The following is a 20,022-nucleotide window of genomic DNA, read 5'->3' as shown; positions in this document are numbered from 1 at the left end:
ACTTTTTCATTATTAAACTACTAGATCATACCATAATTTTCTAGAAATTAGTCGAATAATAACGGATTTTTTACAAAAAAATCCTGCGGAAGGGAAGTCATCCGCAGGTGTTTTTTCTATATTATTCATCTAATTCGTCTACTTCTTTAGTGGCCGTGTCTTCCTCTATTTCTGTGTTGTCTTGATCATCCTCGGTGTTAGAAGAGTCATGGTCTTCGAGATTATCTGTTTCTTTACCAGAAGGTTCTACTAGTTCATCACTTGATGCTTCTTCATTTAACACTTCCTCAATCGGCTCCTCTTCATCGGCTGTTTCGTCCTCTGTTTCAGCATCAAGAGAGTTGATTTGTTGAGGTGAGTGGGTGATACGCACAAGCATCGAGCTTTGATTCCATTCAACCTGAGCACCGATTGCTTCACTGATAAAGCGCAAAGGAACAAAGGTTGTTCCATCAAGTGCTAACGCAGGAGCATCGAGTGCGACTGGCTGATTATTTACGAATGCCTCTTGTTTATTTAACGGGAGCTCAATCGTAGTATCAGCTGTAGTAACAAATACAGATCTCTTCTGTGCATCCCATCTGACAGTAGCCCCAAGCTCTTCAAAAATACTGCGAACAGGAATCATCGTACGTCCGCGAGATGAGAACGCTCCGGTTGATTTACCGAGGTAATTACCGTTCACTTCAATATTAACAAACACTCTGCTAGCTTTTAAGCGCGATTCAAAGGCTCTGTGGCTATGCAGACCAACATATAAACCAACGAGCCTGTTTTGACTCCAAATGCGATCAAATTGAGAGACTGGGACATGAGTATTCCCTACATAGGTCCCGAGTTCAGGTGTGAAAGCCGGACGCTTGTATTCTTGAATAAACCAATCAGTATAACCGCCGCCCCCTGTGCGTGAAGGGACACCCATCATAGGATAGCCGGTCATATTGCTGATCGCTTGAGCATGCTGCCTATCACGTGATAACTGGGCACCTGTTTGGTGGAAGTTCCAAAAAAGAATCTGCCCGCTGCTGTGATAAGAGACTGCCATCTCAGGATCAATTTCTTGAGTAAGGGCGAGTACGGCTCTCACTTCCTTGGCAGAATGAGGCGAGCTCCCTCTATGATTAGACCAGCTCGGTCGTCCTGGATCATTAGCTAAGTTGTTCCAGTTTGCATTGAATTGTCTGTTTAAATCAATTCCGCGAGCATTCGCTTTCCAGCGCTGAAAGGAAAGGCTCCCGTTATTCATTGTGATTAATGCGCTGTGAGCAGTTGATGGGAAGGCTGACAACCCGCGTTGCTGAAGCGTTACACCGTCTGGATTGATCATCGGTACAAACCAAAAGCTGTGCTGATCTAAAATACCCTTTACGTTATAAGGGCCAAGTGTACGGCTACCTTGGTAGGCTTGTGCATACTGATCAATCATATACATCGTTAGATTTGTAGAAATCCATTCTCTTGCATGGTTGGATCCGTTTATGTAGGAGGTAGATAAGCCGCGGCCAAGCTTGACTGCATAAATGGGTCTTCCGTATTCACTTTCGCCGATCACTTTATATTCGATTAAATGCGGATATTGCTGAGCTAGGCGAATAATGTCTCTTTCCATCATTTCAAAGCTGTACGTTTGTTTAGGATTAACAATAGACGAGGCCTTTACTTCTTCTGAGAGAGGAATACTAACTAGGAATATCAAACTAAATAAGACAGACAAAAAAATAGCCCTTTTGGACATTGTTACCACACCCTTCTTAGCGCTTTACTATAATAGTAGAGTATATCTAGTGGAAAAATTCGTCAATTTATTTTTTTGACGTTCTTTGAGAGTTTCATAGGTTTTACGTTTAATAAACTTTAATTGTGGGAAATAATGAAATAACAAGATGAATACATATAGTGTAAATAATTGAGCGAAAGGAGTTGTGTGCGAGTATGAGAAACATGGTAATAGCTGTCCTTTTAATGGGAGTCATTCTCTTTATCAGTATTCCGAGGTTTGAAGCCTATGAACCTATAAACGTTATGATGAATGACTATCAGGTAGATATGAGTGCCCCCGTTCAAATAAAAGATGAAACAGCGATGATCCCAATGAGAGTTATTTATGAAGAATTGGGTGCAGACGTTAAATGGGATCAATCGTCTAAAAGCGTAACGGCAGCTAAAGGAAATGATGTCATTACTGTCTCAATCGGCTCACATACAGCTCTTTTAAATGGCTCAGAAACTACCTTAACTATTGCCCCATATGCTTATCAGCAGCGTACATATGTGCCGCTTCGCTTTGTATCAGAGTCACTTGGAGCGAGTGTCAGGTGGGATCAGTCTGCTAATACCATATACATTGAGTCACATGAAGCACTCACTCCTTCTGCCCAAGAGTTTGAATTAAAGGTAGGCGGAATACAATTAGCTGACAGTACTGAAACAGTCGAGCAGATTCTTGGTACCCCTGTTGAGCAGGTGGCAAGCAGTTATTCGTTTAGCTGGAATGTGTACCATGAAGGCTTTAAGCAATATATGCAGGTTGGTTTGGAGAACGGCAGTGTTACAGCGCTTTATACCAATGATTTTTCATTGATTGGGAGCGATAACAAAGTGCCTAACTATACGAAGGAGCAAGTTCGAAGTATATTAGGGTCTCCTCTTTCTATGATTAGAAAGGGAGATAAAACGTACAGGGCAGGCGGCGCAAATCAAGATGTTTTTGATCACAAAGGCGCGTATGTCACTGTCTTTTACGACAAACAACGCAATGATCAAGCAACCGCCATACAGATTGTAAAGAAAGAAGCAGAGCTTGAGAAGGCAGGCTATGTCGGCACGGACCCAGCTTCTAAAATCAGCGATTATGAACGTCAATTATTTCTGCTGACCAATGCCGTCCGCGTTCGTGAAGGAGAGAGGGCGCTTAACTGGAACGAATCTGTATCAGATGTCGCGCGTGCACACAGTGAGGATATGGCAGAAAATAAATACTTTAACCACTTAAATCAAGCAAATGAATCCCCTTTTGACCGCCTGGACCGTGCTGGAATAAAGTATACACAAGCAGGAGAAAACCTTGCTTTCTCACATAGTGATGCGATTTATGCACACGAAGCACTTTGGAATTCGTCTGGTCACAGGTCGAATACATTAGGTACAATATTTAAGCAAGCGGGTGTAGGGGTTGCATGGAATGGTGAGACTCCGTACTACACGATTAATTTTTTGAATCCTTAACAAATTACTTCTCAAACCCTTCCAAAATGGAAGGGTTTTTCAGTGTGAATATAAAGACTTTTATATCCTTTCTTAATAAAAGCTAATATGGTTAGGAAATGATTCTTAAATCGGGACTTATTTGTTTTAGGGCGAAGATCGATGAACTGCCTTATAGATTAAAATGAAATAGAGTCTTTAGTCTTGGTTTAAATTGATCACATTGATGAGGGGGTTCCTTTCCATATGAAGATATTGGGGTTGGGTGTAAATATAATTGAACGAGCAAACATTCCACCTAAAGAAAACGATTTCATAATAGGTGAGTGGGATATTGTAAAAACTTCTGTCGACGAAGAAGTAGATTCATCTATAATTGCTTCAATAAAAGAAGCATTTCTGAAAGCCTCATCCGATTATCTCACTTCAGTTGATTTACCAAAAGTAGTAGTGGAAGCGCGGGGGCACTCTTACCACATCTCTATTCAAGGAAGTGATTATTTAGATAATAAACAATGTTGGATTACTACAGGAGCATATCCTGAGTATACGATTGCTTCAGTAACGGTTGTTAGTGCATAAAAAAACGCTTGCTATCCTTAATATAGCAAGCGTCCTTTTCATATGGCAGTTAGTTATGATGAGGTCCTAAATCAAATGTCCCAACTTCCTCAATAGCAGTATCTGCTGAAACATTCATACCAAACGACAAGCAAACAACCAAAATCCCTAATAAAAGAACTTTTTTCATGAGAATACCTCCAAGTGATTGACTATAATTAAGAAACATTTAAAGTTATAATGAACTATAAATAAATGATGTGCGAAATGGATCCTAACCCATTATACCTACATTTTTTAGATTTTTAATAACAATCATCTCGAAATTGGAAGTGGAAATAATTATATTTATATTTTGGAGGGGTGAAGGTTGGATTATAAAATCGGACAAAAGCTTAAGGAGTTGCGTAAGTATTTTCAATTAACCCAAGGAGAGCTTGCCAAAGGAATATGTACGCAAGCCATGATAAGTAAAATAGAGAAGAATGATGACATTTATCCTTCTGCACAATTACTTTTTCAATTGAGTGAAAGATTAGGGGTTTCTATAGAATATTTCTTCTCAGAAGAAGATCTCCCAAATATCAGCTATGTTAACGAAGTATGTGACCAATTAACCGAATTAATTCGCTCTAAACAATATCAGGAAGCGTATAAAATGATTAAATTAGAAAAGAAAAATCCAAGTTTTATAAATAAACCTCACTTGAGGAGATTTATTATCTGGAGAGAAGCTATTTGTTTAAACTATCTGTTTGATAAGAAACAAGAAGCATTGGTTTTGCTCGATGAAGCTTTAACCTACTCCAATACGAGTGTGAAAAATTATTCGTTACAAGAGCTAGATATTTTAACAAGCAAAGCAATTATTTTAGGTGAGATGAAAGAATGGACAAAGGCTGATGATTTATTCACTCAAATTATAAATAATATTAGAAAAATCCCTCTGCAAAAGGATAAAACGACGTTAATAAATGTTTATTATAACGCCTCAAGAACAGCCATAAAATTACAAGCGTATAAGAAAGCTCTTCATTTATGTGAAGAAGGGATTAAGGTGTGTAAGAAAGAAAAAACTTTATTTTTGTTAGGGTATTTATATTATCAAAAAGCTGAATGTTACCTTGCTATGGATGCTTCTTATTCAGAAAAAATCGTGAGGTACTACAATAAAGCGTTATTGGCATTCGAACAAAGTGATGATCACCATAATTACAAGCTAGTTGCACAAAAAGTTAATTCGCTTGAAGAATTAAAAAATCATATTGATTAGGTCTTGAGCCTTACTTTCTACTGTAAAGAGATATAAATTGTATTTCCTCTCTAGGACGTATATAATCAATCTTGTATAACAAATGTACAATGTTCGTCCAAAAATATAACGATCTTTGAAATGTGAGAGGAGAAAAGCCGATGATCTCTTGGCTGATACGAAAACGCAAAATTACTATTCTTTTCTTTCTAATGTTTACACTAGTCGGGGTGCTGAGCTTCCTGCAGCTGCCTCAGCGTGAAATCCCAGAATTCAACCCGCCAATTGCCCAAGTAATGACGGTGTACCCAGGGGCATCTAGTGAACAGGTGGAACAAAATGTGACCGACCTGCTTGAGGAGAACCTCTCGCAAATGCAGGAGATCGCCTCACTCACATCTGTCTCAAGTCCTGGTCTCTCCTTTGTCACAGTAGAGCTTGAAGAAGGCCTTGATGTCGATCAAGTGTGGAACGAAGTCCGTCAGCGCGTGAACGATGCCTCTGCAGAGTTTCCTGAGGATGCGAATGCGCCGATGTTCAATAACGAGCTTTCCACCCAAGGACTCGCAACCTATCAGCTGACATTCGATGACCCTGATCTTGTACCAGCAGTCGATGCGATGCTTGACCGCTGGAATACTAGGTTAAATGAGCTTCCGGATATCGTCTCTATGCAGACGCAAGGGACACTTGAAAAAGAAATTTTAATAGAAGTAGACCCAGAGGCGCTCGCGGATGAGAATATTTCAACCGACCAGCTTATTGGTGTCTTAAACGGTGAAATCAGTGCCGTTCCACCAGGTGAGTGGAAGACTGATGACTATAATTACCGCGTTGAATTAGAAACATTTACGAATCTCTCTGACCTTGAAACGCTTCCTGTAGGCGCAAATGCTGAAGGGGAAGTGATCCAATTTGGTGATGTCGCGACAATCAATGAAACGTTCAAGCCAGTTACAGAGCAAGTCGCGTTTGAAGGGGAAGAAGCAATCTCGCTTACGTTTTACTTGAAATCTGGAGCAAGTGTAACAAGCGCTCAAACGGAACTTGACAGCTTTGTAGAACGGATGGAAGCAGAGCTGCCAGACGGTGTAGAAATGACGTTATTGTACACCCAGGCAGACCTTGTAAATGAACTGTTCCGTGACCTTGCGATTTCATTTGCAATTGCCGTTGTCTCCGTATTAATTGTTTGTTCACTCGGGCTTAATGTCTCAACAGCGCTAAGTGTAGCTCTAGCGATTCCAGTCTCCTTAAGCTTAGGGGCGATCGTTCTGCCATTTATCGGCGTCGACTTAAACCAAATCTCATTGATTGCTTTCATTATTGCGTTGGGGATATTGGTCGATGACGGGATTGTCGTAAATGAGAACATCGAACGCCGCTTACGTATGGGTGATAAGCCGATGGAAGCCGCAATTAACGGAACGAAGGAAGTAGCGGTATCTGTTCTGACATCAACCTTAACCGTTGTGTTCACATTCATGCCGCTCCTGCTTCTGCCAGGAGGCGCCGGTGGATTTATCCGTCCGCTGCCAGCCGTGTTAATCGCGACAATGATCGCCTCAACTCTCGTGGCATTATTCTTAATACCGATTTACCGAACCATTCGTGAAAAAACGGCTTCGCCTATTACAAGAAGCGAGAGGAAGCCGGCCGGATTTTTAGGGGGTACATTTGATAAGGCCGCGGGCTTCTACGGAAAACGAATGATGAGAGGCGTTACAAAGCGCCCGCTCTTAGTAGTCATTACCGGGTTCCTGCTCGGAACAGCAGCGTATGCGCTGATTCCGTTTATTCCGCTTGAATTCTTCCCAGACACAGACCGTGAAGAAGTGTTTGTGGAGGTTACCTTGCCTGAGGGGACAGGACTCTCAGCTACCGAAGAGCAAGCAAGAGAAATCGAAGATTGGCTGTATGATGTCGAGCATGTCCGCTCGGTTTCTACCTATGTCGGAACAGATATCCCGCGCCTGTTTGGAGCAGGGGGAGGTGGGGCAGCTGGTGAAAATGCAGCAAACTTCCTTGTGTTCATTGACCGCGAGCAATTCTCGACGCGCGAGACGATGAACGAGTGGAACGAAACGATGCCAGACGCATTCCCTGAAGTCTCTAATATTAATGTATCGATGATTGAATCCGGTCCGCCAGTCGGCGCACCGATTGCGATTGAAGTGAGCGGAGAAGAGTTTGACACGCTCCGTGAAATGGCTGATGAAGTAAAAGAAATCCTTGCTTCCACAGAAGGAGTCGCAAGCGTCGATGATGACGTCGGTGAGGATGTGGAAACGATCCAGGTCACACCAGACCGCGACGCGCTTGAAGAGAACGGAGTCGCAAGCGATGATCTTGCAACAGCACTGCGTTTAGTCGGTGAAGGAATGCCGCTTGGTCAGCTCCAGCAGCCAGGTGAGCTGATTGATATGCGCATGGTCTATGCGTATGCAGGACCGTTATCAGTGGATGTGCTAGAAGAGATTACGGTAGAAGGCATCACTGGTGAACGACTTGCTCTCAGCGAATTGGTAACAGTGGATGAAGAGACGACTGAACCTCGCATCCCGCATGCGAACACGGTGCCAACCATTACAGTACGTGCCTATCCAAGTGATCGTTCAAGTGATGAGATCTTAGCCGATGCCCGTGCAGACCTCGATGCAGTCACTGCAGACAACGCTGCATACTCGTTATCGATCGGCGGAGAAACTTCTGCCCGTACAGATGTGTTTATTGATATCGGTCAAATTTTCATCGTCGTTGTGTTCTTGATCTTAATTGTCATTGCAATTCAATTCTACTCGCTGACATTGCCAATTCTGATTCTAAGTACGGTGTATTTAGCAATTGCCGGAGCATTGATCGGCTTATTCCTCACCCAGACCGGACTCGGTTTTATGTCGATGATGGGAGCCGTCAGTCTTGCCGGGATTGTCGTCCGAAATGGAATTGTCTTGATTGAGTTTATTGAACAGCGAAGAAAAGATGGAATGGATGTTCGCGAAGCTGTCATGATGGCAGCGGAGCAGCGCTTCCGCCCGATCGTCTTAACCTCGCTCACATCGATTGCCGGCTTATTGCCGATTGCCCTAGGCAACAGCACATTATTTAAGCCGCTCGGTATAGCGATTGTCTCAGGATTGATCTTCTCCACACTACTCACACTGTTTATCGTGCCTGCACTGTACTTGCTGCAGTCAAATGCACGCCAGCGAATCCGCGCTAGACGTGAGCGGAGAGCAATGTAAGAGAAACCCGCGCCTTTTGGGCGCGGGTTTTTGTGTGGTGTTGTACGGCTGTGTGCTGAGCATTGGCCTAGTGCGGTGGGGGAGAGCATTGGCGCAATTATCGCCGAGGTGAATACAATCCGCTGATGAACCGACGCATAAGAGGGGTGAACAAACGCATAAGAGGAGAGTGATGCAATTAGGCTTTGAACCCACGCATATCGCTGCCAAAGAAGCGCGATTAGCTCCCGCACTCAGGCAATAACCACGTCAAACGGCGCAATCCCTGCCGCAACAAACGCTCCAGCAACACTCGAATGGTCTCTTTATAAAAACTACCTACCGCCAAAATGTCATCTTCATCTAACTTTAGTGTTAACGATTGATAAATATTAACTAAAAAATCATACATTTGTCTAATAGTGGAAATCGATCTTCTTGTGGGAAGCTAGAATAGTGAGTTTTCTTACTATTCTAAAAATAAAAAGGAGTGTTGTTATGAAGAGGCTTTTAGGTATCATGCTCATCGTATTCTTGCTGGGGCAAGGATTTATATTTGCTGGTCAATCAGCGGAGGCAACGTCTGCTGTTGTCGATGAAAACGTGTGGGGTGCTCTTGATCGTCATTCATTAGCTGAGGTTATTGTGACATTTGAAGGTGAGGACAAGCCAACTGCTGCTCATTTATCTTTACTTGAACGACTTAATATCACTTCGGCAGTGTCGCTTAACAATTTGCCGATAGTCGGTGCTCTTGTTACGAAAGGGCAAGTAGAAAGATTAGCAGAAAATGAAGATGTACAGTCTATTTATTTAAATGAGCGGCTTGAGTATTTTAACGCGGATGCTAATGAAATAACAGGTGTAAAAAAAGTCCGAGCAGATGAGAGTTTTACTGAGCAAAACGGAGGTCTTCCTGTTACGGGAGAAGGTGTCGGTGTTCTAGTTAACGATAGCGGCGTGGATGGTACACATGGTGATCATACGTTTAAAAAGAATCTCGTGCAAAATGTGTTAGGGACTTCTTATTTATCAAGCACAGGTATTATCCCGATTTCTTATATTGAGAATATCATTAACACAGATACGAATTCAGGGCACGGGACTCATGTCGCTGGGACAGTTGGCGGTACGGGGGTGATGTCTGGCGGTAAATATGCAGGGGCGGCACCTGGGGCTGATCTAATCGGATACGGCTCAGGCGCTGTGCTGCTCGTGCTTGATGGGATTGGTGGATTTGATTATGCCCTTGAGCACCAAGATAAATATAATATTCAAATCATCACAAACTCATGGGGCGGCTCAGGAGATTTTGATCCTCATCATCCAATTAATGTAGCAAGCAAGAAAGCCTATGATGCAGGGATTACGGTACTATTTGCAGCTGGAAATGAAGGGCCTGGAGAAGATACACATAACCCATATGCAAAAGCACCTTGGGTCATCTCGGTTGGTGCTGGTGAGAAGGATGGCAGCCTTGCTGACTTTTCATCCAGAGGCTCTGATCAAGGGGGAACGTTTGAAATGGATGGTGAGCAGTGGACATGGAAGGATGAACCGACTGTAGTAGCACCAGGTGTCGATATCATCTCAACACGAGTACTTTCACCTTTATCGGTCATTTCTGCGCCAAAAGATATTCAATTGATTGAAGCAAGGTATTTACCGTTCTACACAACGATGAGCGGCACCTCGATGGCAACACCGCATGTAGCAGGTATTGCTGCCCTGCTGCTAGAAGCAAATCCTTCGCTTACTCCAAGTGAGGTGAAAGAGATTTTACAAGAGACCGTGACACCGATGCCAGGGTACGAGTCATGGGAAGTCGGAGCTGGGTATGTGAATGCATACGATGCGGTGGAAGCAGCTTTTGCTCAATAATTGTATGAGGCTGATCCTTTTTGGAGGGTCAGCTTTTTTTATTTAAGTGGTAGCAGGTAGAAGTGGCGCAATTACTGTCAAAGTGAGTACAAACCACCGCTGTACCGGCGCATAAGTAGAGTGAACTGATGCAATAAGAGGAGAGTGACGCAATTAGACTGTGAACCCGCGCATATCACGGCCAAAGAGGCGCGATTAAATTCGGCACCGACGCAATAATAGCGGCAACCTGCGCAATCAGACCCCGAGCCTCACTGGTTTACTCCTTAAATTGGACTATCTAATCACTCATTTATAAAGAATTTATAAAATATTGGGACTTTTGTTGAAAGTAATTTCCAATATATGCGTAAATGGTAGAGGTGATTATAAACTGACTAATGATATAGGGGGAGTGCAGCATGTCTGAAACTGCATTAAAAAACAAACCAGAGGTGCCAAAGGGCGAAAAGCCATCGATTTTTAAATTTATTACAGAACCAAAGGAACAGCTCGGCCGTATGCGTGAGAATCCAAAGGTTCTTGTTCCACTTTTCATCGTGACAGCAGTGTATGCCGTGTGGGCTGCGTTATTTTCCTTTTTGACTGATTTTCAGCTGATGATGGGGGATCTCTCAGCAGAAGATATGGCTATTTTTGAAGGGGCAGAAACGGCTATTCGTGTGTCTACATTTGTCACGTCACTCTTAATGCCTGTGATTGGCGGGGTGATCGGTGCTTTTATCATGTGGATTGTGGTGAAGCTGACTGCGGGTGATGCGACGTTTAAGCAGTTATTTTCATTAAATGTATTTATTATGTTCATTGGAGGAATTGGATTAGTACTAAATAGTATTTTGACGTTAGCTCTTAATCTAAATCCTGCTCAGATGATCACGGGATTGACCGTGTTTTTTGATCCATATGATCCAATGTACTCGCTTGTCAGCTTGTTTGAAGTGTTTTCGATTTGGAGCATTATTTTGATGGCCATGGGTCTGCGTATTGTTGCTTCGATGAAACCCGTTACTGCTTGGGTTGTGACACTGATCATTACGGTAGGTGCTGCATTAATCGGGTTTTTTGCGGCTGGAGTGTAGGTGAAATTGATGAAAAAGAAAGTATGGATTGGGTCGGCTATTGTCCTGTCGGTGATTCTTTTTACAGCAATTGCTGTCGTGCAGTCACAGGGGAGTGACTCGTTCGAAGTAGAGGCGGCTACACCTGAGAACCAAACGGTTAAGCATGAAATCATGGTGCCGGGTGAGATGGAATTAGCAGAAATAGAACATATTCGAATACGAATAGAAGAAGACTATACGTTGCTTGTGGAAGAAGGAGACACAGTTGACGCTGGAACTCCATTGATCGAATACACAAGTGAAGATCTTGAGTTTGAATTAGAACAGCTCGCTATTCAAATTGAAGCAGGTTACTTACGAATTAATCAAGTTGGAAAGCAAGAAGACCGTCTTTCAGATGAACAAAATAAGCTTGCAGATGATGTCGGCCGAGAGGAGGCTAGAGATCATTTTCGTTCTGAGCGTGAGCAGCTTGACTATGAGAAGCGCGCAGCAAACCTTGATCTTAGACAGCTGTTAAAGCAAAAAGAACAGCTTGAAAATCGCACAAAAAATTTAACAGAAGAAAGTCCGATTGCGGGTGTTGTCCTTAAGATTGATGAGGGGACGGAAGCTGCGGTGACGATCGCTTCGACAGAGTCGTTTATGGCTAGCGGAGATCTATCTGAATATGATTCTCTTGAAATAAAGGAAGGTCAGAAGGTAGACATTACGTCAGATGCCATTCTTGACCAAACGTGGACAGGTGTGATTGATCAGATTGATTTTCTTCCTTCGCAAAATGAACTAGATGGGACGGGAATTAAGTATCCATTTACCGTAAAAGTAGAAGAGGGCGACACGAGCTCTCTACGTCCGGGTTATCAGGTGATTTTAAATGTCGTGTCAGATGAGAGAGAAGCCTTAACAGTGCCGATTTCAGCGGTGAGACAGATTGATGATACGGCATACGTGTACACCATTGTAGAGGGGGCAGCAGTGGAACAGGAAGTGGAGCTTGGGATGACCTCTGATGGCCGTTATGAAATTAGATCTGGTCTTAGTGAGTCTGATCAAATCATCAGTGACATTCCAGAAGGGCTTGGGGATGGATCGGAAGTGATTGTCCTTGATTAAGCTGGAAGGAATTACGAAAAGCTATCGTGTGGGGACAGAGGATACGACGATCTTAAAAGGGATTGACCTTGATATTGAACGAGGAGATTTTCTCGCAATTATGGGGCCGTCGGGCTCTGGAAAATCAACGCTGATGAATATTATTGGCTGCCTCGATCCTCCCAGCACCGGGCACTACTTTTTAAATGGAGAAGACATCTCGAATTATGATGAACAAGGACTTGCAAAGGTCCGTAATCAACAAATCGGCTTCGTGTTTCAACAGTTCCACCTCCTGCCAAGATTAACCGCGAAGAAAAATGTAGAGCTGCCGATGATTTATGCTGGCCTCTCCAAAAAAGAGCGGGAAGAACGGGCTGAGGAGGCACTTAGTCTGGTAGGGCTAAAGGATCGGATGGATTATCTCCCTAATTCCCTTTCTGGCGGGCAAAAGCAGCGTGTCGCCATTGCGAGATCTCTTGTTAATGAACCGACGATCATTTTAGCCGATGAGCCAACAGGAGCTCTGGATACAAAGACGAGTGAAACGATTATGGATTTATTGACAGAGCTAAACGAAGCCGGGACAACAATTGCGCTTGTCACCCATGAGCCGGAAATTTCTGAGTACACAAAAAAAACCATCTATGTGCGGGACGGCGAGTTAACGTCGCATATGGGCCGCGAGAGGGGGTAGCCATTATGAGTGTAAAAGAAAATATATTAATGGCGATCAACTCGATAAAAGCTCATAAAATGCGCTCTGTGCTCACGATGCTTGGGATCATTATTGGAGTAGCAGCGGTCATTATCGTTGTGGCGATCGGCCAGGGCGGAGAGGAAATGTTAAAGACCTCGATAGCAGGTGAAGGGAATACATCCGAAATCTTCTATATGCCATCGGATGAGGAGATGCAGACAAATCCAAATATCTTGAATGAACCTGCATTTACCTTAGAAGATATCCGCGAAATTGAGACAGTAGAAGGTATTGAAAGTGTGGTCGCGACAAGCTATGAGCATAGCAGGGTCCGTTACCAAGAAGAAACAAGTGATGCTTCAGTTAATGGTATCAGCGAAACGTATTTGGATGTTCACCAGCTTAATGTGGCAGAAGGGTTTTCGTTGCAGCCAGCGGATTTTCTCGGTGGCCGTCGAGTAGCCTTAATCTCTGATTCTTTAAATGAAGAGCTGTTTCCAGAGCAGTCGGCCGTAGGTGAAGTCATACGTGTTGCCAATCAGCCGGTGGAGGTTATCGGCGTACTTGAAGCACCGAGTGGATTGTTTGCCTTTGGTATGCAGGAAGTCTATATGCCTTGGGAGACGTGGCGGACGGTCTATAGTAAGAGTGAATTCAATCAAGTGACGATTCAAGCGGAGTCGCTTGAAGAACTGCAGGCTGCAGGAGAAGAAGCTGTACAAATGTTGAATGCGAGAAAGAATACAGAAGAGGCCTATCAAGTAATGAACATGGAAGAGATTGCAGAAGGGATTGGGCAGATCACCCGTATTATGACGTTGATCATTGGCGGAATAGCAGGGATTTCCCTGTTTGTCGGCGGAATCGGAGTCATGAATATTATGCTAGTATCTGTAACTGAGAGAACGCGTGAGATCGGAATTCGTAAGTCGCTTGGTGCCACCCGCCAGCAAATTCTCCTCCAATTTCTGATTGAGTCAATCATTCTAACGTTAATTGGAGGGATCATCGGCATCCTTTTAGGCGGGGGGGTCTCTACTATGATTTCCTTCTTTGCAGGCTGGCCATCACTTCTATCATGGCCGGTAATCATTGGAGCACTCTTATTCTCGATGATATTGGGCATTGTATTCGGCTTACTTCCAGCCAACAAAGCGGCGAGACTGAATCCAATAGAGTCTTTGAGATATGAATAATTGGTTTGAGGCTCGAGGCATTGACTGAGTCAGTGCCTCCTTAAGTTTTGACTAGGGGATTAAAAGCATGAGATGAGAGTAGTGGAATATCAATGCAATCGGCACATATCCCAGGGGGTGCGGTACGTTCAGCGAAGTTTTAGGAGCGATGATGGATTGTACGTCTAAATTTCAAAATAACAGACTACAATCAACACCTCCATGATCGTAGTCTGTTTTAAAAAATAATCTTAGGGAGAGATAAGAATTATAATAACTAAGTAATTAAGGTCCTTCGACAGAATGGTGCCCGGGAATGTTAAGAGGTGTTACACTTTCGATAGAATGGTGCCCGGGAATGTTAAGAGGTGTTACACTTTCGATAGAATGGTGTCCGGGAATGTTGAGAGATGTTACATCTTCGATAGAGTGATGCCCGGGAATGTTGAGAGGTGTTACACCTTCGATAGAGTGATGCCCAGGGATATTCAGCAGCTCAGACGTATGGGCGTAACCCGTACTCCCAAATGCTATAGTACTTAGAGCAACTATCCCTACTAAAAATCCTTTGAACACTGACTTTCTCATAAATACTACCTCTTTTCATCTTGATTATTTTATTTTGAGTTAATATATCATTTGAATATAATTTTAACATATAAATAAATATAATATATATTTATGCGAATAATTTTATAGGAAATTTATATTTAATTCAAAAAAAAGAGGTTGGAAGCTAGATAGCTTTCAACCTCTAATACTCAATTAATATTTATTTCAAATGAAAATAAAACATGTAACTATGGGTGTAGTGTTAATTTTTCCAACTGTTCATTTACAATAGTTATCATCTTAGTGTTGCCTTGAACTTCATATAATGAAATGGCTGTTTTTATATAGTCTTGTCCTTTTTCCAAATCATCGAGTTTTATCAGGTTGTATCCTACTTGATAGTAACAATCTGCTAATAAATATAGAGTATCCTTTTCCACACATAGAGATATTGCTTTTAAACTATAAGTCTTAGATTCATTATATTTTCCTAAGTAACTGAGTGTTTGTGATAATCCGAATAAAATCTTCAATTGAACTTGATATGTATGATCTAATTCAGTTACATTTAATAACTCTTCTGAAGCTTCTAAAAAGAGGTTATAAGCTTCAGTATAATATTTTCCCTCTTGCTTTATAATGGCAATACTCGTTTTGATGTTAATATTAAGCAAAGTATCCAGTGGGGTAGAAGGGTTTATTATGACTAATTCATTAAGTCTCTGTATACTCTCATCTATACTACCTGATAAATAATAAATGGAAATACCTTGATGCCATAATAGATAACGTTTTTCATAAGAGGAATATTTGTTACTATTTAACGTTAATTCATTATCGACAATGTACTTTATCGAATCGTAATTTCTCTCTGTCTTTAATTGATTAATCAAGTGCTCGATTTTAGTGAAGTGTTGACTTGGCTTATTAGAATTTAAATCGAAAAAATAATTCATATCCACAAATAATTTTTGGCTAAACGCATAGAGTACAGAACACGATGGATTCAAAGAGCCTTTCTCTATATTACTGATTTGAGCTTGAGTACAAATACCGGAAGCTAAATCTTTTTGTGTAAGTCCAAGTTCAACTCTTCTCTTCTTAATAATGTCTCCGATTTTAATGTCCATAAAACGTCCCCCCTTTAAATTGCTCTGTTAAATGAAAACATTTCGTTTAGTATATACTCGATTCTAGCACTTATTTTCTATTGTAAATACTTCTTGGTTTAGAATAGGTTAATCAGTACCAAGATCTTCTCAGACTACTGTGTAAAATGACTTATAAAAATAGATATAATTTACATGGTTAAAAAGAAAAGTTCAATATATTATACTTCGATATAAGTATGATAACTAATAGCAAATAAGTGAGCATTGCCTTGTATTACTATTACTTCTTAGCGATCAATTTCCGCTCTCTTAAAAGTAATATTCCTGATAGCACCTGTAAGATCGGAGGTATAAGAGTGAATGAGGAGGCAGCTGCGGCACACATAAATAGGCTTCCTGATAAATTCTTATTATCCCTAGCTATGAATAAACAAATGATATTAAGGGTTACCGATAAAGCGAGGGCACCTATTGGAATATGCAAATAGTGATGAAGAAAACGTAAAGTGTCGGTAGCAAATTGATTTGGCGGGATTTTCAGGGTCCCATTAACAGAATCTCGCTGTACTTTTGGATCTTTATTATAAAGTTCGATAACAAAATGACGAGCGTGACTATTTTGTTCTAATGGACCCATGTATGATAAATAAGCAATGCTGCTTGCTAGTAATGCAATTGATAAAATTGATAACATGCTGACTACGAAGAATCTAACATTCATTTGTGTCTCAGCCTTTCTTTATTATATTTTTCTATTAGTTTAATTATGGTCTCGTTTGTAAAATGATAAATTCATTATATTATATATTTATTCAAAGTGTTATTTTATATAAGTATATTAATTAATTGGGAATAAAAAAGAGGTGCATGCTTGCACCTCTTTAACATTTAACAGATAAATATGCTTATTGAGCTTAACACTTTGCAATTAAGGCTATACGATGAACCTAGAATTCTATGAAGGACAATTTCTTCTTTGTTTTCAAGGTCTTGTAAAGATAATACATTTTTCAAGGGTTATACCACCTTCCTGTAAAGTACCGGAAAATAATCAGCAAATGAATGTACTAATGCTGCTAAAGCCTTTGCAATTAATGCTTAGGTAAGATCTAGCATGTAACTCGATATCCTTGTTACTTTTCATGTTCTGAAGAGAAAGCACCTGTTTCATGAAATCACCTCCTTTATGTACTTGAAAGCTACTATAGAGCATCTAGCAAATGAATGTACTAATGCTGCTAAAGCCTTTGCAGTTAATGCTTAGGTAAGATCTAGCATGTAACTCGATATCCTTGTTGCTTTTCATATTTTGAAGAGAAAGCACCTGTTTCATAAAGTCACCTCCTTTATGCACTTGAAAGCTACTATAGAGCATCTAGCAAATGAATGTACTAATGCTGCTGAAGCCTTTGCAGTTAATGCTTAGGTAAGATCTAGCATGTAACTCGATATCCTTGTTACTTTTCATGTTCTGGAGAGAAAGCACCTGTTTCATATATATCACCTCCTTTCATTTATGAAATCAGCCTATATCCTTCAGGAATTAATTAGGAGGGAAGAGCTTGATTTCCTTTCCTTGTGTAGACCGATCGTTTCATACTCGGCAAGAGGCAGCCAAGAAAACATGCTGCGATTTATATCATTGAGTGCTAATAAAACTCCAGCAGCACCAGAGAATAAATCGCCTGATAATCTATAATTGTAGTCCCCAGGAATATAGTACCGGTCTTCTTGTTCTAGCAAATATAAATTGATGGTGCTAAAAGTACGCTCTAAATAACCCTTTTCGCTTGGAAGCTTAAGGTTTCGATCAACAGCATCTGCCGCTGAAATTAATCCTGTCAAACCTCTAAATAATCCAGGACCAAAGAAAGTTTTTGAATTTGCTGCGACTCCAATACCGTGGAGCTCCTTTTGCCATAATTCAATACTTCCAGAAACATTTTTGTATTGGATCATGGCTAAGCCTACCCCGCCGCTACCACCGGCTAAATATGGGACATACCTAGCATCATCCTTCACCTGATAGAATTGAGCCCCTTCTTCAAATTCACATTGATCTAGATCTTTTTGTAAAGCTAATAATGCATACTCCAACCATTTATTTTCACCATTAAAGTGGTATAAGGTACTGAAAAATAGGGAAACTCCCGACCAACCATGAATCAAGCCTTTCGTAATCGTATCCCAATCATCCTTCATAATCTGTATATCTTCTTTTAAAAGTTCAACTAACTTTTCCGCAGCCTGTACACTTTTAGAGTACAAATGTTTATCCTCCGTCAAGTTTGAAGCGGACAATAATGATAGACCAACACCTGCAAGACCAGAGTAGAGAGTGATGTCCCTAGAATTCCTATCGATTGTTATTTCATTAAAAATCTTATTTGCCTTCTCTCTAAATCCTATCTGATATAGGACTCCTGCGATTCCTGCTCTACCAGATAGAAGACCATCGTCTAGTTCTGACAGAGTTTCTTCATTTAAATATTCCTTTGCCCATCTAAGAGCTATGCTTGGAACGTCCCCAGTATGAGAGAGGGCTAGTAAAACACCTGTCCCGCCAGTATAAGCATTATATAAGCCCCCAGTTAATTCATATTGCCTGATATCACCTGGTAATAACCTTGAATCATTACCTAAGTCATGGATGATCCCATTTCGTAATTTCTCAATTATTTCAGGTATGTTTTCTAATGATAAGGTTTGGCTAGGTGAACTTAGGATACTTGGGACGGGCTTGGCTTCACGAAGCAGGCATTCACTTTCAATATCCTTAATTAACTCGTAAGCCTCCTTGCCGAAAACATCTAAAATGAAATCATCATGCTTTTGTAGGATGCTCTCAGCTAAATCCTGGACTGGTCCAATAGGGATGAAAGCTTGTCTTGCTATACGTAAGAGGGCAAACCAATCTGCTTGCTCCCTTGTGGAATCTGGATGACCTACAAAACCTGGAGTAGCTAAGCCGGGATGTTTCTTATCAGTGATGTCACTAGCAGCTTCAAAGTCTATTAATATTATTTTATTTTCAGGAGTTACCATAACATTATTTGGCTGAAGGTCTCCCATACCAATTCCTTTTGAGTGAATATCTTTAATAGCAGCTATTATTTGCTTCAATAAATTAATTGCATTTTCAGAAAAACGTTTAGCGTCTTGTTCCTCGCTAAATGGATAATTTACAGCTAGCCATGAATTGAGTGTAGTTCCTTCTATATAATCTTGAACCACAAAGGTATGCTCCCACTCTTGGAATATAGTTCTTAAATTTACGACCGATGAGATCGCTTGCAGGTTTTCTAACATTTTTGCTTCATGCTTTAAGCGTGCGACGGCATCTCTTCCAGCACCATCTAGACCAGCACCAGGCCGCCCTTCTTTAATGACAACTTTTTTTTCTGAACGTATATCAGTACCTAGATAAACACCGCCGCCGTTACTAAAGTGAAGAGCAGATGTTATATCATAATTGGATAGTTCAGAATAGCTTGTTTCATAGGCCATATCCTGTTCTAAGGTCATTTCTTTTATTTCAGTTGGTTCAGTAATAAAGGGTGGCACAGCATAAGAGGTTCCTCGAGTGTCTGGTATAAGAGCTCCTGTGTCATCCTGTATTGCCAACACTTTTTCTCCTGATACTGTGGTATACATTTCTGCAAAAGCTCCATATCTAAAAAATACATTGCCGTTTTTCCATCTTTTGTCGCTTAAAATATAAGGACCGTTTGGTAGGTGTCCAATGAGATCATTAAGAGTATCTAAAAGAGTTACAAATTGATTTTCATTTGTCGGATAAATGGTAATAAACTTCCCAGATCCAGTTCTTTCACCATATTTAGAGTTCTTCATGACAAGCTCTCTTAAATCGGATACATGCTTAAAGGCGATTTTATGTTCAAACATAAAGGTAGAAATAATCTGGAGAGTCTCTTTTGCATGTTTAATGGTAGAGCTTATATGTATTTTCCAGCCTTGCAATGGAAGCTTAGTTTCCTTACAAAAGTAAGTAGTCCAATGATCGTTTCTTTCTAAACCCCAGCCCGAAGGAGTGTCAAGAGTAAGAAGTTCATCTTTCTTTCCCGTTTCATTTGGCGGTAAATAGTATTTCTGTTCTGGTACGACATATCGTAAATATCTAAAATCCATATAAGCCCTCCTCAAAATGATTAAACTTGGAGAGAGGTAACTCTCTCCAGGAATGA

At 41.1% G+C, this 20,022-nt stretch carries 17 protein-coding genes; 9 read left to right on the top strand and 8 right to left on the bottom strand.

Features of this window, described 5'->3' with window-relative positions; genetic code table 11:
* Positions 1-121 precede the first annotated feature (121 nt).
* Complete coding sequence (locus A33I_RS20330; protein ID WP_022629211.1) at positions 122-1,735, bottom strand: M14 family zinc carboxypeptidase; 1,614 nt, start codon at positions 1,733-1,735, stop codon at positions 122-124.
* A gap of 197 nt (positions 1,736-1,932) precedes the next feature.
* Here A33I_RS20330 and A33I_RS15225 point away from each other — a divergent pair, with 197 nt between their 5' ends.
* The 9 genes from A33I_RS15225 to A33I_RS15185 all read left to right on the top strand — a co-directional run bounded on the left by A33I_RS15225 (position 1,933) and on the right by A33I_RS15185 (position 14,174).
* A complete protein-coding gene (locus tag A33I_RS15225; RefSeq protein WP_022629210.1) occupies positions 1,933-3,225 on the top strand; it encodes a stalk domain-containing protein in 1,293 nt (430 codons plus the stop codon).
* Positions 3,226-3,450: 225 nt separating this feature from the next.
* A complete protein-coding gene (locus A33I_RS15220; protein WP_022629209.1) occupies positions 3,451-3,786 on the top strand; it encodes a hypothetical protein in 336 nt (111 codons plus the stop codon).
* Positions 3,787-4,135: 349 nt separating this feature from the next.
* Positions 4,136-5,038, top strand: coding sequence for a helix-turn-helix domain-containing protein (locus tag A33I_RS15215; RefSeq protein ID WP_022629207.1), 903 nt, complete (start codon positions 4,136-4,138; stop codon positions 5,036-5,038).
* Between the two features lie 140 nt (positions 5,039-5,178).
* Positions 5,179-8,262, top strand: a complete 3,084-nt coding sequence (locus tag A33I_RS15210; protein WP_022629206.1) for an efflux RND transporter permease subunit — start codon at positions 5,179-5,181, stop codon at positions 8,260-8,262.
* Between the two features lie 477 nt (positions 8,263-8,739).
* The gene (locus A33I_RS15205; RefSeq protein WP_022629205.1) at positions 8,740-10,122 is read left to right on the top strand and encodes a S8 family serine peptidase; all 1,383 of its coding nucleotides are present in this window, start codon (positions 8,740-8,742) and stop codon (positions 10,120-10,122) included.
* A gap of 401 nt (positions 10,123-10,523) precedes the next feature.
* Entirely contained in the window at positions 10,524-11,201 is a 678-nt protein-coding gene (gene yknW / locus A33I_RS15200; RefSeq protein WP_022629204.1) for a YknW family membrane protein, read from the top strand.
* Between the two features lie 9 nt (positions 11,202-11,210).
* Positions 11,211-12,299, top strand: a complete 1,089-nt coding sequence (locus A33I_RS15195) for an efflux RND transporter periplasmic adaptor subunit (RefSeq protein ID WP_022629203.1) — start codon at positions 11,211-11,213, stop codon at positions 12,297-12,299.
* Positions 12,292-12,975, top strand: coding sequence for an ABC transporter ATP-binding protein (locus tag A33I_RS15190; RefSeq protein WP_022629202.1), 684 nt, complete (start codon positions 12,292-12,294; stop codon positions 12,973-12,975). Before A33I_RS15195 ends, A33I_RS15190 begins: the two co-directional genes overlap by 8 nt.
* 5 nt (positions 12,976-12,980) lie before the next feature.
* Positions 12,981-14,174 (top strand): ABC transporter permease, encoded by a 1,194-nt coding sequence (locus A33I_RS15185; protein WP_022629201.1) that lies wholly within the window; start codon positions 12,981-12,983, stop codon positions 14,172-14,174.
* A 779-nt stretch (positions 14,175-14,953) separates the two neighbouring features.
* Here A33I_RS15185 and A33I_RS15175 read toward each other — a convergent pair.
* The 7 genes from A33I_RS15175 to lanKC all read right to left on the bottom strand — a co-directional run bounded on the left by A33I_RS15175 (position 14,954) and on the right by lanKC (position 19,966).
* The gene (locus A33I_RS15175) at positions 14,954-15,835 is read right to left on the bottom strand and encodes a helix-turn-helix domain-containing protein (protein WP_022629199.1); all 882 of its coding nucleotides are present in this window, start codon (positions 15,833-15,835) and stop codon (positions 14,954-14,956) included.
* Positions 15,836-16,097: 262 nt separating this feature from the next.
* On the bottom strand, positions 16,098-16,538 hold the full coding sequence (locus A33I_RS20325) for a DUF4064 domain-containing protein (RefSeq protein ID WP_083477663.1): 441 nt from the start codon (positions 16,536-16,538) through the stop codon (positions 16,098-16,100).
* Between the two features lie 167 nt (positions 16,539-16,705).
* Positions 16,706-16,831, bottom strand: coding sequence for a class III lanthipeptide (locus A33I_RS21535; protein WP_201783217.1), 126 nt, complete (start codon positions 16,829-16,831; stop codon positions 16,706-16,708).
* Between the two features lie 37 nt (positions 16,832-16,868).
* A complete protein-coding gene (locus A33I_RS21530) occupies positions 16,869-16,988 on the bottom strand; it encodes a class III lanthipeptide (protein WP_022629197.1) in 120 nt (39 codons plus the stop codon).
* Positions 16,989-17,030: 42 nt separating this feature from the next.
* A complete protein-coding gene (locus A33I_RS21525; protein WP_022629197.1) occupies positions 17,031-17,150 on the bottom strand; it encodes a class III lanthipeptide in 120 nt (39 codons plus the stop codon).
* A 42-nt stretch (positions 17,151-17,192) separates the two neighbouring features.
* Positions 17,193-17,312, bottom strand: a complete 120-nt coding sequence (locus tag A33I_RS21520; RefSeq protein ID WP_022629197.1) for a class III lanthipeptide — start codon at positions 17,310-17,312, stop codon at positions 17,193-17,195.
* Positions 17,313-17,353: 41 nt separating this feature from the next.
* Positions 17,354-19,966 (bottom strand): class III lanthionine synthetase LanKC, encoded by a 2,613-nt coding sequence (lanKC, locus tag A33I_RS15170; protein ID WP_022629196.1) that lies wholly within the window; start codon positions 19,964-19,966, stop codon positions 17,354-17,356.
* Positions 19,967-20,022: the final 56 nt, after the last annotated feature.

This window comes from Alkalihalophilus marmarensis DSM 21297 (assembly GCF_000474275.2).
GTDB classification, from domain to species: Bacteria; Bacillota; Bacilli; order Bacillales; family Bacillaceae_D; genus Alkalihalophilus; species Alkalihalophilus marmarensis.
The sequence above is the reverse complement of the archived record's forward strand: the minus strand, read 5'-3'. Positions and strand labels throughout refer to the sequence as shown.

Excerpts from the sequence above, each read along its gene's own strand:
- A33I_RS20330 (WP_022629211.1), bottom strand. The coding sequence starts at position 1,735 with ATGTCCAAAAGGGCTATTTTTTTGTCTGTCTTATTTAGTTTGATATTC.
- A33I_RS15225 (WP_022629210.1), top strand. The coding sequence starts at position 1,933 with ATGAGAAACATGGTAATAGCTGTCCTTTTAATGGGAGTCATTCTCTTT.
- A33I_RS15220 (WP_022629209.1), top strand. The coding sequence starts at position 3,451 with ATGAAGATATTGGGGTTGGGTGTAAATATAATTGAACGAGCAAACATT.
- A33I_RS15210 (WP_022629206.1), top strand. The coding sequence starts at position 5,179 with ATGATCTCTTGGCTGATACGAAAACGCAAAATTACTATTCTTTTCTTT.
- A33I_RS15205 (WP_022629205.1), top strand. The coding sequence starts at position 8,740 with ATGAAGAGGCTTTTAGGTATCATGCTCATCGTATTCTTGCTGGGGCAA.
- yknW (WP_022629204.1), top strand. The coding sequence starts at position 10,524 with ATGTCTGAAACTGCATTAAAAAACAAACCAGAGGTGCCAAAGGGCGAA.
- A33I_RS15195 (WP_022629203.1), top strand. The coding sequence starts at position 11,211 with ATGAAAAAGAAAGTATGGATTGGGTCGGCTATTGTCCTGTCGGTGATT.
- A33I_RS15185 (WP_022629201.1), top strand. The coding sequence starts at position 12,981 with ATGAGTGTAAAAGAAAATATATTAATGGCGATCAACTCGATAAAAGCT.
- A33I_RS15175 (WP_022629199.1), bottom strand. The coding sequence starts at position 15,835 with ATGGACATTAAAATCGGAGACATTATTAAGAAGAGAAGAGTTGAACTT.
- A33I_RS20325 (WP_083477663.1), bottom strand. The coding sequence starts at position 16,538 with ATGAATGTTAGATTCTTCGTAGTCAGCATGTTATCAATTTTATCAATT.
- A33I_RS21530 (WP_022629197.1), bottom strand. The coding sequence starts at position 16,988 with ATGAAACAGGTGCTTTCTCTTCAGAACATGAAAAGTAACAAGGATATC.
- A33I_RS21525 (WP_022629197.1), bottom strand. The coding sequence starts at position 17,150 with ATGAAACAGGTGCTTTCTCTTCAAAATATGAAAAGCAACAAGGATATC.
- A33I_RS21520 (WP_022629197.1), bottom strand. The coding sequence starts at position 17,312 with ATGAAACAGGTGCTTTCTCTCCAGAACATGAAAAGTAACAAGGATATC.
- lanKC (WP_022629196.1), bottom strand. The coding sequence starts at position 19,966 with ATGGATTTTAGATATTTACGATATGTCGTACCAGAACAGAAATACTAT.